Source organism: Streptomyces sp. NPDC093097 (assembly GCF_044754325.1).
GTDB lineage: Bacteria > Actinomycetota > Actinomycetes > Streptomycetales > Streptomycetaceae > Streptomyces.
Genome location: NZ_JBIVOW010000019.1, coordinates 105,251 through 119,073, shown reverse-complemented (window position 1 = coordinate 119,073; position 13,823 = coordinate 105,251). Strand labels below are relative to the sequence as shown.

The 13,823-nt window shown below is 68.4% G+C and carries 15 protein-coding genes and 1 pseudogene; 5 read left to right on the top strand and 11 right to left on the bottom strand.

All coding sequences use genetic code 11. The features are described from left to right. Positions 1-151: 151 nt before the first annotated feature. Together ACIQE0_RS28340 and ACIQE0_RS28335 are read right to left on the bottom strand one after the other, a co-directional pair. A complete protein-coding gene (locus ACIQE0_RS28340) occupies positions 152-1,045 on the bottom strand; it encodes an LLM class flavin-dependent oxidoreductase (RefSeq protein ID WP_402337475.1) in 894 nt (297 codons plus the stop codon). Positions 1,046-1,229: 184 nt separating this feature from the next. Beyond that, positions 1,230-2,171: an alpha/beta hydrolase family protein gene (locus ACIQE0_RS28335; RefSeq protein ID WP_402337472.1), complete on the bottom strand. Its 942-nt coding sequence runs from the start codon at positions 2,169-2,171 to the stop codon at positions 1,230-1,232. Between the two features lie 277 nt (positions 2,172-2,448). Here ACIQE0_RS28335 and ACIQE0_RS28330 point away from each other — a divergent pair, with 277 nt between their 5' ends. The 3 genes from ACIQE0_RS28330 to ACIQE0_RS28320 all read left to right on the top strand — a co-directional run bounded on the left by ACIQE0_RS28330 (position 2,449) and on the right by ACIQE0_RS28320 (position 4,667). Further along, positions 2,449-3,039 (top strand): TetR/AcrR family transcriptional regulator, encoded by a 591-nt coding sequence (locus ACIQE0_RS28330; protein ID WP_366336508.1) that lies wholly within the window; start codon positions 2,449-2,451, stop codon positions 3,037-3,039. Between the two features lie 114 nt (positions 3,040-3,153). Then, on the top strand, positions 3,154-4,062 hold the full coding sequence (locus ACIQE0_RS28325; RefSeq protein WP_402337469.1) for a cyclase family protein: 909 nt from the start codon (positions 3,154-3,156) through the stop codon (positions 4,060-4,062). Positions 4,063-4,280: 218 nt separating this feature from the next. Continuing rightward, the gene (locus ACIQE0_RS28320; protein WP_402337466.1) at positions 4,281-4,667 is read left to right on the top strand and encodes a hypothetical protein; all 387 of its coding nucleotides are present in this window, start codon (positions 4,281-4,283) and stop codon (positions 4,665-4,667) included. 46 nt (positions 4,668-4,713) lie between these two features. Here ACIQE0_RS28320 and ACIQE0_RS28315 read toward each other — a convergent pair whose 3' ends face one another. After that, entirely contained in the window at positions 4,714-5,241 is a 528-nt protein-coding gene (locus ACIQE0_RS28315) for a nuclear transport factor 2 family protein (RefSeq protein WP_402337463.1), read from the bottom strand. A 241-nt stretch (positions 5,242-5,482) separates the two neighbouring features. Further along, a complete protein-coding gene (locus ACIQE0_RS28310) occupies positions 5,483-5,857 on the bottom strand; it encodes a nuclear transport factor 2 family protein (RefSeq protein WP_402337460.1) in 375 nt (124 codons plus the stop codon). Positions 5,858-5,985: 128 nt separating this feature from the next. Here ACIQE0_RS28310 and ACIQE0_RS28305 point away from each other — a divergent pair, with 128 nt between their 5' ends. Next, entirely contained in the window at positions 5,986-6,591 is a 606-nt protein-coding gene (locus tag ACIQE0_RS28305; protein ID WP_402337458.1) for a TetR/AcrR family transcriptional regulator, read from the top strand. Between the two features lies 1 nt (position 6,592). On the opposite strand, the gene ACIQE0_RS28300 is transcribed toward ACIQE0_RS28305, so the two are convergent. The 7 genes and pseudogenes from ACIQE0_RS28300 to ACIQE0_RS28270 form a co-directional block, all read right to left on the bottom strand. Continuing rightward, entirely contained in the window at positions 6,593-6,727 is a 135-nt protein-coding gene (locus tag ACIQE0_RS28300) for a hypothetical protein (RefSeq protein WP_402337455.1), read from the bottom strand. Between the two features lie 402 nt (positions 6,728-7,129). Then, a complete protein-coding gene (locus ACIQE0_RS28295) occupies positions 7,130-7,591 on the bottom strand; it encodes a hypothetical protein (RefSeq protein WP_402337452.1) in 462 nt (153 codons plus the stop codon). 185 nt (positions 7,592-7,776) lie between these two features. Beyond that, a complete protein-coding gene (locus ACIQE0_RS28290; RefSeq protein ID WP_402337621.1) occupies positions 7,777-8,463 on the bottom strand; it encodes a JmjC domain-containing protein in 687 nt (228 codons plus the stop codon). 22 nt (positions 8,464-8,485) lie between these two features. Further along, positions 8,486-9,676, bottom strand: coding sequence for an IS110 family transposase (locus tag ACIQE0_RS28285; RefSeq protein ID WP_402337449.1), 1,191 nt, complete (start codon positions 9,674-9,676; stop codon positions 8,486-8,488). A 205-nt stretch (positions 9,677-9,881) separates the two neighbouring features. Beyond that, positions 9,882-10,586 (bottom strand): annotated as a pseudogene (locus ACIQE0_RS28280) (IS5 family transposase); the annotation flags it as partial. A gap of 243 nt (positions 10,587-10,829) precedes the next feature. Continuing rightward, the gene (locus ACIQE0_RS28275) at positions 10,830-11,201 is read right to left on the bottom strand and encodes a hypothetical protein (protein ID WP_402337446.1); all 372 of its coding nucleotides are present in this window, start codon (positions 11,199-11,201) and stop codon (positions 10,830-10,832) included. Positions 11,202-11,253: 52 nt separating this feature from the next. After that, a complete protein-coding gene (locus tag ACIQE0_RS28270) occupies positions 11,254-12,897 on the bottom strand; it encodes a GMC family oxidoreductase (protein WP_402337443.1) in 1,644 nt (547 codons plus the stop codon). A 485-nt stretch (positions 12,898-13,382) separates the two neighbouring features. On the opposite strand from ACIQE0_RS28270, the gene ACIQE0_RS28265 reads away from it, so the two are divergent. Then, complete coding sequence (locus ACIQE0_RS28265) at positions 13,383-13,739, top strand: DUF488 domain-containing protein (protein ID WP_402337440.1); 357 nt, start codon at positions 13,383-13,385, stop codon at positions 13,737-13,739. Positions 13,740-13,823 lie beyond the last annotated feature (84 nt).

Here is a 13,823-nt window from a genome sequence, read left to right as displayed (position 1 = left end):
GCCGCGGTCCGGGGACCGGCTGGCTTCGTCGGAGGTCGACGCAGTCTTCGCCTTGGTCGAGCAGGGCTCGTATGTGCGGGGTCCGGTGAAGCCGAAGCCTGCGGTGACGAGGATCGTTGCTTATCGGTTGTGGGTCGTGGTGTTTTCGCGTTCATGCCAAGCGGTGTTCCTGGGGCGAACTGGTGATGAGTTCGTCAGTGACCCATCGTGCAACGCCTGCGGGGTAGGGCGCCGGCAGGCCGAGGATGATGTGGTGGAACCCGGCGCTGATGGCCTCGCCGATCGCGTTCCGGGTCGTGTCGGGGTGGTCGTAGGAGACCGGCAGCACGGTCGAGCGGGCGATGGCGGCGGGGTCGCGGCCGATCTCGGCGCAGTAGCGGTCCAGCAGTGCGTTGCGCTGTATCGCGTCGTCGATGTCGCCGCCGGGGATGTTCCACACATCGGCGTGCTGGGCCACGACCCGCAGCGTCGAGGTGGTGCGTCCGCCGATGATGAGGGGTGGGTGGGGGCGTTGAACGGGTTTGGGGTTGCCGAAGGCGCCGGTCAGTTGGATGTGGGTGCCGTGGAAGTCGAACGGTTCGGCCTCGGTCCACAGTCGCCGGATCACGGTGCAGGCTTCGGCGAGGTGGGCCACGGCGCGGTCTGTGTCGTGGAAGGGCAAGCCGTGGGCTTCGTACTCGCGCCGGGCGCCGGGGTGGCTGGGGCGCGATCCGACGCCGATGCCGAAGTCGAGGCGTCCGCCGGAGATGACGTCGACGGTCGCGGCGATCTTGGCCAGTAGCGCGGGCGGGCGGAAGCGGTTGCTCGTCACAAGCACGCCCAGGCGCAGTCGTCGGGTGTGGGCCGCGAGGGCGGAGAGGAGTGTCCAGCCTTCGTAGGTCACCCCGTTGGGGTCGCCGCCGATCGGCATGAGGTGGTCGAACAGCCAGGCGTGCTCGATCTCAGGGATGGTGTCGGCCTCGTGCCAGACCCGCAGGATGTCGTGGTATTCGACCTGCGAGGGAGCCGTCATGATCCCGAAGCGGGGAGGAAGGGATTGCGTCATGGGCGTTGGGTCCTTGTTCGTTCGGATGACGTGCGGTGCGGACTGCTTGGTGGTGTCGGCAACCCCTGCCGGGCGCCTCTCGGGCGGGGCGGGCGGCACCTCGCGGCCCGAGGCAGGGGCGCCCGGGTGTCCGCTCCCCGTGCCGCGTACCGGCACCGCGCAGAGTGGGTCCCGGTGCGTTCGCCTACTTGCTCTGCAGCTTCCCCAGCGCGTTGGGGTCGCCTTCCAGTGCGGTGGCCGCCGCCTTCCAGCCGGCGTCCTCGCCGTGCAGGGCACTGCGGAGGAAGGCCGTGGTGAGGTGCTGGATCAGGGCGACGCGCTTGGGACTCTCGTCCGTCGTTTCGGTGACCTGGTGGCCGGGGATGCCGCCGAGCGAGTGCTCCGCTCCGAACAGGGTGAGCAGGCTCTTGTTCACCGGGCTGTGGGTGTAGGGGTCGGTGAACCAGTCCGGTCCGCGGGTGGACAGGTGGGACTGGTCGTGGTCGCCGGCGACGATGAGGGCCGGTGTGGTCATGGTGGTGAAGGACGGCTTCATGAAGGGGAAGTGCTCGGTGGCGAACGGGGTCAGGTCGTCGCCGAGGCCGGTCAGGGCGAGCAGCACACCGGCCGTGACGCGAGGGTCGGACATGTCCTCGCCGGGCGCGCCGTCGGAGTCGAGGACGCGGGCGCCCAGCAGCGTGCTCGCTGTCTGGGCTCCCCAGGAGTGGCCTGCCACGGCGATGCGGTCGCGGTCGAGTCGTCCGGCGAGGCCGGGCACGGAGGCTTCCAGGACGTCGAGTCCGTCGAGCGCGCGGGTGAGGTCTTCGATGCGGAAGCGCCAGATCCGCGGCGTGCGGGGGTCCTCGGCGGAGATGCCGAGTGTGCGGGAGTCGAGGTGGGTGGGCTGGATGACCACGAAGCCGTGTGCGGCCCAGTGGTCCGCCAGCGGGGCGTAGCCGTCCATCGACCAGCCGAAGCCGTGGGAGAAGAGGATGACGGGCAGGTTGCTGCCGGTCGCGGGGGCGGCCACGCGAACCTGGAGGTCCTCGCCGCGGTCCGGGGCGGCGAGGACGACTGGCCTGGCGGAGACCACCGTGGTGGGTGCGTCCGCGATCTGCTGGGTGTTCGCGGTGTTCGAGTGGGACATGGAGGCGCCTTCCGTTCAGTGTCTTCGCGCTGTCTGGTTCGCTGGCGGCGTCGCAGGGCTGGCGCGGGTGCGGAGCGAGGAGTGCTTCTCTTGAGACGCCGCTTCGGCGACGGCCACCGGCGGGCCGTGCTCTTCCGTCCGGGTGGAGCACGATGGCAGCAGCAGCGGCCCTGGTGGACCGCTCGCCGGTACTATCGGATAGAAACGGAACGTTGCTCCGCTCACAATACGGAACGCCGTTCCGGTTTGCAATGCGCCTCACGAAAGGAGTGCCGCGGTGAACGACAGCGGCCAGGTCCCGGGCAGCTCGGCCCAGTCCAAGCGCAAGGACGCCCGGCGCAACCAGCAGACCCTGCTGGACGCTGCCGCCGCGGTCTTCATCGCCTCGGGAGTGGAAGCGCCGGTCCGCGACATCGCAGCCAAGGCCGGCGTCGGCCTGGGCACGATCTACCGGCACTTCCCGACCCGTGCAGACCTCGTCATCGCCGTCTACCGACACCAGGTCGACGCCTGCGCCGAGGCCGGCCCGGCGCTACTGGCGGCCGGCCCAACACCCCACGCCGCCCTGGGGAGGTGGGTCGACCTCTTCGTCGACTTCCTGGTCACCAAGCACGGCCTGGCCGCCGCCATGCAGGGGGACGGCGCCGGCTTCGAGACGCTGCACACCTACTTCCTCGAACGTCTGCTGCCGGTGTGCACCCAGCTCCTCGACGCTGCCGCCGCCTCCGGTGAGATCCACTCCGGAATCGATGCCTACCAGCTCATGCGTGGCATCGGAAACCTCTGCATCGGCGCCGAGAGCGACCCCCGGTACGACGCACGCCGACTCGCCTCACTCCTCGTCTCGGGGCTGAGTCAAACACGATGACAGCATTGCTCCGGCGCCCGCCTTCGGCGGCTGCGAGCCACGGGGCCGCGGCACACCCACCGGAAGGACAGCCGACGCTTCCCAGTGGGTTCACCTTCCAGTAGGTTCACCGCCGTGAGTACGGAACCGGGCGACGCCGTCACCCAAGCGGCCAACGAGCAGGAGTTCCCCAGCAATTGGGGCCGATGGGGTACGGACGATGAGCTGGGCACGCTCAACCTGATCACCGAGGAGGCCCGGGCCAGGGGCGCCGCGGAGGCCCGTACCGGACGAGCGGTCTCACTGGCCCAGCCGATCCGGCCGGCACCGCTCGTCAGCGGCCCCTTCACGCCCACGACCCAGGACGGCTCGCCGGTCCAACAGCTGATGCAGTACACCGGAAGCGCACCCGCGACGGCGGACGTGATGCTGGTGACCAACCATCACGTGCGCTCGACCCACCTCGACGCCCTGAGCCACCAGATCCTGGACGGCCAGGTCTACCCGGGACGTCCCCTCTCTGAGAGCGTGACACCGGCCGGCGTGCGACACGGCTCCACGGCAGCGTTCGCCGCCGGGATCGCCACCCGGGGCATCCTGCTCGACCTGGCATTCGACGGCCCGCTGCCCGTGGGGCACCCGGTCACCTCGGAGGACTTCGAGGCGGCCGAGGCGCGCCAGGGCGTACGGCTGGAGTCCGGGGACGCCTTGGTGGTGCGCTGCGGGTGGGTCCACACCATGGACCCCGACAGGCCCATGCCGGGCATCAGCCTGGACGCGGTGCGGTGGATGCACCGGAGCGGCGTGTCCCTGTACGCCGGCGACCTCGGCGACGCCGACCCGCCTCTGGATTCCGCCGTCCCCGGCCCCCTGCACCGCGTCGCTCTGCCGCTGCTGGGCATGCCCCTGATCGACGCCGCGGAGCTGGAAGAACTGGCCGCCGTCTGTGCGGAGTCGAACCGCTACGCCTTCCTGCTCACGGTGGCACCCCCGCGCATCCACGGCCTGACCGGCATCCCGGTCAATCCGCTGGCGATCTTCTGACGGAGCCTGCCCTGGTGTTGTCTGCGACCAGGTGACCCCGTCGTGCTGGCGCACCGCGGTCTACCCGACCTCGTCGCTCGAGTGACCGCAGAGCTGGGGGCGCTCGCGTTGAAGATCTCCTACGAGCGGTGGAGCGACTTGGGCAACACCGATGAGTTCAGCGCCGTTGCCCGACAGGCCCTTAGCGAGGTACAAGCCGCCACTTCGACCGTCCGAGGGTGTCATCGCCTTCCGACGGGCGCAGCACCCACCCCATGAACCCGGACATTCCCGGGCACCGATGGGGCCGCGGCGCCATCCATACCGCCGTCGCCGACCTCCTTCCCGAATGCACCGCTGGCCACCAGGACACCCCTGCCCCGGAACTGCCGGTCACTCTCGCGATGCCGGGCAAGGTCACCGACTTCCTCCTCGCAGCCGAACTGGAGCCCGCCGTCCGCGCCACGCTCGACCGAGGCGTGACCCTACGACGTGGCCAGGGCTACCCCCTGTGCGTCGCTGCCACCCCCACGGCACCAGGCCGGCCGCAGGCGCGCCGCATGATCGCGTCCAGTGCCTGGCGGTCGCGGCAGGGGCACTCGTACCGGCAGTTGTGGCGGCTATGAAGTCCGCCTGCAGACTGGTGGAAGTCGTCGTACTTGGCGGGAACGTTCAGCGGTCGGCGTAGTAGGTGGCGGCCTGGCGGACCATCTCCAGTGCGGGGCCGCTGCCGTCCATGGGCAGGACGGTCCGCGACGCGATCGACCACCGGCCGTCTTCACGGACGAGGGACCATCGGTTGGCGACGATGCGATGGATGCGGAATCCGGTCGACGTTCCGTGGTTCGCCAGTTCGCGCTCTTGCCCCTTCTCGTCCGGCGTGATGAGGGCGATATACGACGTGGCGACGGCGGTGTCGCCGTGCAGTTCGACGAGCGGTAGGTTGCCGAAGTGCGCGAGCCCGCCGGCGATCGCGGTGTGGTGTGCTTCACTTTCGACGAGTTCGACCATCTTGTCGCGACCGCGTACGCCAGACAGCCCGGCGCCGCGGTCGAACACGAAGGCCCCCGTGTAGATGGATTCGATGAAGTCCGGCTCGCCGGTGTCCGCACTGAGCGGGTGCGAAGCAAGCAGGTTGTAGATCGCCAGCCGGTCTTCGATGACGCGTAGCCGGTCGTCCAGGGACTTGATGTCGTTCATCGGCGGCCTTTCTCGCGTGGAAATCTGGTGGATGGGCCGAAGGTCGGTTCAGGTCGGCTGCTCGGCTGTCACCGTGGTCGTGTCACGGGGACCTTGTCTTCGCCGTCGCGGGGAATCGGGGTGCCTTGAGCAACAGGGCCGTCGCGCCGAAGCGCAGCCCCGCCGGCATCAGATTGCTCCCGGTCGCGGCGCGCCACGCCAGGAGCAGCGGGCCGCCGCCGAGGCTCGGCGTGAACAGTCCTTAGGCGAACAAATCGATCATCTTCTTCGTGTCGTAGAAACCGATGATCTCAACGATCCGATCGTCGACGACCCGGATCAGCCAGCAGTACTGCATGCTGAAATCGGATCCGTTGTGCCCGTGGACACCCTCACTGCGGAAGCGCACCATCGCCCACTCTCCGTCCACGAGCATCTGCTCGACCGTCGGGCGGATCGGGGTGGCCAACCGTTCGTGCAGCCGAGCGAGGACCTTTTCGCTGTACTCGGCCTTGCTGGTGTAGCGCCCGGCCAGCGGTGAGGTCCCGGTGGCGGTGAACACGAGGTCATCGGCGATCCGGTCGAGAAATTTCTTACCGAATCCGGATTCCGAGACCGAGCGGAAGACGTCGTCCAACGTCGCTCTGGTTGATCCATCGCCCATCGATGCTCCACTGCGGACGAAAAATACAACTGGTGAGTTGGATTTTAACGTGCCGCCCGAACGAGTACAACTGACGAGTTGGAGATTGGTACCATGACGTCATGGCCTGGGACACCGAGCGAACCAGGCAGCGGCTGTTGGACGCCGCGGTCTTCGAGTACAGCGAGCACGGCCCGCTGGGCGCGCGAGTGGACCGCGTTGCCGCCCGTGCCGGGGTCAACAAGGAGCGGATCTACCAGTACTTCGGCAGCAAGCAGAAACTGTTCAGTGCGGTGCTGGAACAGGAGATGAGCAAGCTTGCCGTCGCCGTCCCGCTGACCGAGGAGCAGGCCGCGGACCTCGGGGAGTTCGCCGGCCGGGTATGGGATTACCACCGGACCTACCCGCACTACCTGCGGTTACTGTTGTGGGAGGGGCTCGACCCGGATCCGCTGCAGTCCGGCCGCGCGTCGCTCGCCGCGGCCCGGGAACGGTCCGAGCACTACGCGGACAATGTCCGCGCGATCGCCAAGGCCCAGGCCGACGGGTACCTGCGGACCGACGTCGCCCCGGCGTACCTGCTCTATTCCGCCCGCGCGCTGGCGGCGTGGTGGCTGGCCGTGCCCTCGGCAGTAACACTCATGCTGGGGGAGGCCGCGAACGAAAGCTCCCAGGAGCGGCGGCGGGTCCTGGTGAAGCTCGTCAACGACGCCACGAGGAACCCGTGACTCAGGCGCTCGTTGCTCCGGCCTCGCCTGAACCCGTCCGGTCCAGGGAGCCGAAGAGGGTGCGCAGGAACGCGTCACCGTGCCCGAAGTCCTTGGCGACATCCGGGCGCAGGCCGACCTGCAGGTTCGTCGGCAACGTTGCCCGATCGGCTTTCCACCCTGACCGGCGCCCGACGCGGCACGAGTTCACGTGCAGAGTTGAGTGCGAAGTTTCGGCTGGGGCGAGGGCGTCAGCCCTCGCCCCAGCCGCGTGGGGCTGACCCGACTTACGCCACCGGGGCCCATCCGCCCCGCCTGGTGAGCCAGTAAGTCACTGGCCTGGACTATCGCAGGTCACCAAAGAGGAGCCAGGGCAACGGATTTGCGCATCCCGTGTCGGGGATGCGCAACACGTCGCGGACGGGCGTGAGAATCACGTCGGCGCGGCAGGGAAGACACTCAATCGGCAGGCGGTGATTGAGTTGCAGTCAGTCCTGAGCGCGTGGCTGCGCTTCACTCAAAGAACCAAGAAGTCCGACTGAGCGGCTATCACGTTGTCTCAGCCGAGGCGCCGCTGCGCACGAGCCGGTCGAGGGGCACTGCCCCTGCCTTCCCAGTCCATCAGGGTCAAGGTCGGGCCGGTGAGGTTGGCCCAGTGCAGGTCGCCGTGGCAGGTGGTGAAGGTGATTTCGCCGGGGGTGATGCCGGTGTGCTCCGGGACGCGGCGGCGAATGTACTGCTCGCGGACCGCCTGACGGCTGGTGGGAACGGCCGCGAGGTGTTCCAGCGCCCGGTGCAGGCCATGCCACCAGGCCTCCGGCAGCTGCACTTCACCGACGGCGACCGGACTGCGGCACACCGGCGGTGCGGTGATGCGTTCGTAGAACTCACCGCGGTAGTCGAAGCCGTCAGCGGACCAGTCCGCCAAGTCGATCAGTCGCGGCCGCGGCACGACGGCGGGCACCGACGCCTCGGCTTCCTTCGGGCCCTCCCACAACTTCCCACCGGCTTTGCCTGCCACTTCGCTGACCAGCCGCAACCGGGCGGGCCCGCCCGGGGCCTCGGCGGGGCCGGACAGCGTCCGGCCGGCTTACCCCCACACCTCGCCGCCCGCGACGCGATCCAGGCCCAGTAGGGCGTGGGCGTGGTCGCGGGCGGCGAGCGTGCGGTCCCTGACGTGGGGTTCAGGGGCAGTGAGCATCGGGGCTACCTTCTGTGGCTGACGGCGGCGACGTCGGCGGTGACCAACTCGGTTGCCAGGGAGGCGATCTGGCCGACGGAGAGCTGCGAGGCTACCGCCAACTCCCCCAGCGATAGGCTCCGTCCCTCCGTCAAGGACTTGATCACCGTCAGAGCTGTGGCGGCGAGCGTCCAGTGCTGCCCGCCCGCGCCCATCACGAGGCGGCCTTCGTCGTCCACCTCGTACCAGGCGCCCGAGGCGGTCAGACGGACGAGGAGGTCCGTCTCGGCGGGGATTCCGTCGACGTACGGCAGCGAGGGCGTCGGCCGGCCCGGGTCCATCGTGCCCCGCGCGGCCAGGAACTCCTCGATCACCCCCTCGTGCAAGCCGGCAGTGAACTCCTTCAGCAGCGCAGCCAGATGGGCGAGCTGCGCCTTGCGGGGAGCGTGGGTGGGGAGGTTGGCGCGCACCGTTGCCGAGGCCCGCAGCTGATCTGTCAGCCAGGTGAGCAGGTCGGCGCCGGTGGTGGGGGTCAGGCCGCAGGTCAGGTGCAGGGAGCGGCCTTCGGTGGCGTTGACCGCGTGCCACCAGCCGCGCGGCAGGTAGAGCATGTCGCCGGCCCGCAGCACGATCTCCGCAACCGGCTCCCCCTCCGGCGGCGGGGGCGCTTCGACATCGACACGTAAGGGGTCGATGCGGGTGGGCGGGTGGATCTTCCACCTCCTAATGATGTTGTCAAGCCGTAGCGGTGACGGGGAGGTTGCTTTGGTGGCACTGTCCGTCGCGGATGAGAGCCCACAGGACGTTTACGTGTCGACGTGCCAGGGCGAGGACTGCCTGGATGTGCCGCTTTCCTTCAGCACGCTTGCGTTCGTAGAAACGGCGCGAGTCGTCGCAGCTGCGGATGCTGATGAGCGCAGAGGTGTAGAAGACACGTTGCAGGCCGCGGTGGTAGCGCCTGGGCCGGTGGAGGTTGCCGCTGACGTTGCCCGAGTCCCGGGGGACCGGAGCTACTCCAGCAAGGCTGGCCAGGCGATCGGCGGTGCCGTAGCGGCTCATGTCGCCGGCGGTGGCCGCGAGGAACTCAGCACCCAGCAACGGTCCGATGCCGGGCATGCTGGAGATCACTTCGGCGAGTTCGTGGTCGCGAAACCGGGCAGCAATGAGCTTGTCGCTGTCGCTGATCTGCTCGTTGAGGTTCATCACCTCTGTGGCCAGGGAGTGGATCACCTGCGCGGTGATCTTCTCCCCGGGGACGGCGGTGTGCTGGCGTGCAGCTGCTTCCAGGGCAGCCTCGGCCAGGGCCTCGGGACTGCGCACGCTGCGGTTGCGCAGCCAGGTCACCAGTCGCTTTCCTCCGGTCCGACGAAGGGCGGCAGGAGTCTGGTAGCCGGTCAGGAGGACCAGCGGTCCGGCGATTCCCAGGTCAAGGGCCCGTTCCAAGGCCGGGAATATACCGGTGAGTTGACCCCGCAGGCGGTTGATCCTGCGAGTGCGGTCCGCGGTCAGGTCGGCCCGGCGGTTGGTGAGGACCCGCAGCTCGATGGTGTGCTCGTCGTCCGGCCGCAGGACCGTCAGGTCTCGGCGCATCCGGGCCTGGTCGGCTATGACGGTGGCGTCCTTGGCGTCGGTCTTGCCCATGCCCCGGTAGCCCGCCGAGGCTCGGTTGACGGCCAGGCCGGGTATGTAGACGAGGTGCTGGCCGTGGTTGAGCAGCACACTGATCCACAGGGCGGCCATGCCGGCGGCGACGTCGACCGCCCAGACCACGTCCTCGTCGAGGGCAAGCACGTCGGCGAGCAGGGCCAGCAGCTCCGGCTCGTCATTCAGGATGCGCCGCGACAGCAGCCGTTCGCCCTCCGCGTTCAGAACCACGCAATGGTGATGGGTCTTGCCGATGTTCGTACCCGCCCAGATCCGGGCCACCAGTTCCTCCGGTCGTTCGATGTGCTGTTCTCCCGGACGACCTCGCCGGCGCGGTCCTACTCAGCGATCCGCTCGAAGGCGTTCGCAGCTCCTAATCAGCGGCCGAGTCGTCGTGAGACACCGGGCGGCCAGGTGGATGGAACCATCGCGGGCAACCGCTTGGAAGCCATACCCGGTGTCCCTGAGCCTCTGGACCTTACGACGGCCCGTCCAACCCACGAACAAGGTAGGACCGCTTGGGCTGCGGGACGAAGCCCCTGCCCTGGTCGTCCGGGTTGCGTCGGACCACCTCGACGGTGATGTCCAGGAGTGCGCCGTGGATGATGACCTCGTCCTTGAAGCCTTGGTCCACCAGGGCTTTCTCCAGGCGGTTTCCACACCGTGCGGCCGCCCTGTCGAGCAGGGCCACCCCGGCGGCGTTGTCGTGTGCCGACGCGGCCAGGACGACAACGCCGATGATCAGTCCGAGCGCGTCGACGGCCAGTCCCCGCTTGCGCCCCGGCGTTTGCTTGTTGGCGTCCAGTCCCGTGGTGGTCTTCGGGACACCCGCGGCCGCACGCACCGACTGGGTGTCGATGACCACCAGGGACGGGTCCTCTCATCGGCGGGCCTTCTCCCTCACCTGGCAGCGCAGGAGTTCCTGGATTCGCTGGTCAAGCCCGTCCTGGCGCCACAGCGTGAAGTAGTAGAAGACCGCCGAGCAGGCCGGCAGGTCATGGGGCAGATATCGCCACTGACAGCCCGTCCGGTTCTGGTAGAAGATCGCGTTCACGACCTCCCGGAGATCGCAGGACCCGGGGTCTCCCGTCGCTGACCGGCTCACCCGGTCCTGCTTCCAGGCAGTGATCATCGGCTCGATCAACGCCCAGTGCTCGTCCGACAAGTCGCTCGGATACGGTCTTCGCTCCATGCCCCGCATCCCCGCATGCACATGCCGAAAAACGGACCCGTGCGACGATCAGTACCACGAACGAGCGATCACGAACCGAGAGGCAAGGGACTTAACGACCTCTCACATTCGGCCCTGATGGACAGAGTGCGACGTCGAGTCGGGGACAGATGCATCCTGGAACTGGTAAAGGCTTTCCTCAAGTCGGGCATCCTCGGAGAGGACCGTCTGCTGCGGGAAACCACCGCCGGGACCCCACAAAGGTCAATTCTCGCGCCCCTGCTCAGCAACGTGGCGCTGTCGGTCCTGGACGAGTACATCGCCCAGGCGCCGGGAGGCCCGGCTGCCAGCAAGGTGGACCGTGCCAGACGGCACCGCCATGCGGAAGCGGTCACCGCCCTCGTAGGTCAGATATCCGCTGGCGGCCATCGCGGCGAGCCATTCGCGGACGTTGCGCTCGGTGGTCCGGGTGCGCTCCGCAAGCTGCTCCGGGGTGACGGCTTCGCCGTCCACGAGGGTCCGGAAGAGCCCCAGCCTCTCCCCGAGCAGAGCCAGGGGCACCGCCGCGACCGCGCCCAGGTCGGTCATGACCTTCCCGAGGAGTTCGTTCAACTTCGCTTCGTCCACAGTGCTCATGTCGACCGACACGACCACGTCTCCGATCGATCAGGAAGAGCAAAACCGATCTTTATGCCATCCCCTGAGTCTGTCTGTCTGGGAATGCAGGAGTGCGCCCGAGCAGCTCGGCGGCGCGTTCGGCGATGGCATACACGGTGGCGTTGGTGTTGGCCGACACCAGGGACGGCATCACCGAGGCGTCGGCGATCCGCAGACCGCTGATGCCGTGCACCCGCAGCTCCGGGTCGACGACGGCCATCTCGTCGTCGCCGATGGGGCAGGTACCGCAGTAGTGGAAGTAGGCGAGCAGGCTGCGGCGCAGGTAGCCGAGGACGGCGGCATCGTCGCGGACGTCCGGGCCGGGCTGGACCTCGGCCTCTCGCCAGGAGCCCAGGGCGGTGGCGCCCCCGATCTCGCGGGCGATGCGCAGACCGGCCCTCATCGTCGCCACGTCCCGTTCGTCGCCGAGGTAGTTCGGGTCCACCAGCGGCATCACCCGGGGGTCCGCGGCGGCCAGCCGGACCGAGCCGCGGCTGCGGGGGGCCATCGCGGCGAAGCCGAGGGCGTAGCCGTTGTCCGGCCCGGTCAGCGAGGGTGTGCGGTAGGGCAGGCTGACACAGACGATCTGCAGGTCGGGGCCGTCCGTGGCGGCACCTGTGCGGACGAGGCCGACGGCCTCCCCAGGCGGGTTGTCGGGGTTGTGGGAAACGGGCCGGCGCGAGCTGTAGACGAGCGTCGACATCGGGTGGTCCTGGAGGTTGGCACCAACTCCGGGAAGATGCAGCACCGCCTCGACACCGACCTCGCGCAGATGGTCCCGCGGCCCGATGCCGGACACCATGAGCAGCTGTGGGGTGGCGATCGCTCCGGCGCTGAGCACGACCTCTTCCGCGCAGTCGGCGGCCCGCTCCAGGCCCTCGTGGAAGTACTCGACCCCGGTGCAGCGCCCACCGGTGACGCGCACCCGGGTGACAGTGGCCCGGGTCACGACGTCGAGGTTGGGCCGGTCGCGCAGGACCGGCCGCAGATAGGCGTCGGCGGCGCTCTGCCGCCGGCCGTCGGCGATGGTGTTGTCGCACCAGCCGAAACCGGTCTCCAGACCACCACTGATGTCGTCCGCCCTGCGGTGGCCGACCTCGACGGCCGCCTCGACGCACGCGGTGATCACTGGATGCGGCCGGAGCGGCGGCCCGACCGTCAGCGGACCGTCCTGCCCACGCAGGGCGGGGTCGTGGCCGGGAGCGTGCTCGCTGCGTCGGAAGTACGGCAGCAGGTCAGAAAAGCCCCAGCCGGCGGCGCCCAGGGCCGGCCACCGGTCGTAGCTCGAGCAGTGGCCGCGCACGAAGTTCAGTCCGTTGATGCTGGAGGACCCGCCGAGCCCGCGTCCTCGAGGAAGGGGCATCGTCGTCCCCGTGAACCGCTGAGCAGTCGAGACACCGGCCCAGTCGGCGCTGCTGCCCATCAGCGCGGGCCACGCTCCGGGCGTGGCCATCAGGTCAAGCGGTCCGGCTTCCCCCGCCTCCAGCAGCAGCACATGTACGTCGGCATTCTCCGACAGGCGCGACGCCAACACGCTCCCGGCGGTGCCTGCGCCGACGACGATGTAGTCGTATCCCATGATGGTCGATCCCGTGATCGTTTCTTTGGGGCAGCCGAAGATGAGGACGCCGCGAATATTCTTGCCGTTGCGGAGGCCCTGGTATCCCTGGTTCACCCGATCCGGCGGGTATGTGGCGGTAACCAGACCGTCCAGCTGGAGACAACCGGAGCGATGCTGGTTCAGCAGCCGGGGAATGTCTGACCGGGGATTCAACGAGCGCTGAGCTTCCCCCGAGATGAGGTCTGAGACCGGATTTGGCGCGGAGGGACGGGGGAGCGGACAGGGGTGGGGTGTGGTTGGGGCCTCTGCTCAGTTCACGGAGTTTCATCTGTCGCCGTCTCCAATCATGAATTGCATTGCTTCATCATTCCCGTACTTTTCAAGGTGCAGGCCGACCAGGAAATTGATTAGAGAAGTCCCGGATCGTATGCAGAGTCGACATAGTCGGCCCTTTAAGTGGCAGCTGCGTGCAGAACAGACGAGCAAGCCGATCGGCTGGAGGTGACACTGGAGGTAATAACGCACCAGGACCGCACCGCCTGGCGGGTCACGTTGCGGGCGGGGTGTCCGTCGGGGACTGGAGAAGGGGTGACCGTGTCATGCAGGAGGTGCGTGCGCGCCGCGTTTATGAGCACGCCGGACCGTCCGACGGTAGACGGGTGCTGGTGGACCGGCTGTGGCCTCGCGGCCTGTCCAAAGAAAAGGCCCACCTGGACGAGTGGCTCAAGGCGGTGGCGCCATCCACTGAGCTGCGCCGTTGGTATGGCCATCAGCCTGCCAAGTTCGCCGAGTTCAAGCGCCGCTACGAGAGCGAGCTGACAGAACCGGAGCGGGCCGAGGCTTTGAGTCACCTGCGTGATGAGGCCCAGAGCGAGCCGGTGACGTTGCTGACCGCGACGAAGGATCTTGAGCACAGCGAGGCAGAGGTGCTCGCACAACTTATCCGTTCGGAATAGAACGCACGGACCGCTGCCAGGGGGCGAGTACGCCGGAAACCAGGCGCCCGGTGTCGGGCCGGCACGGGCATGGCCAAGCCTGTT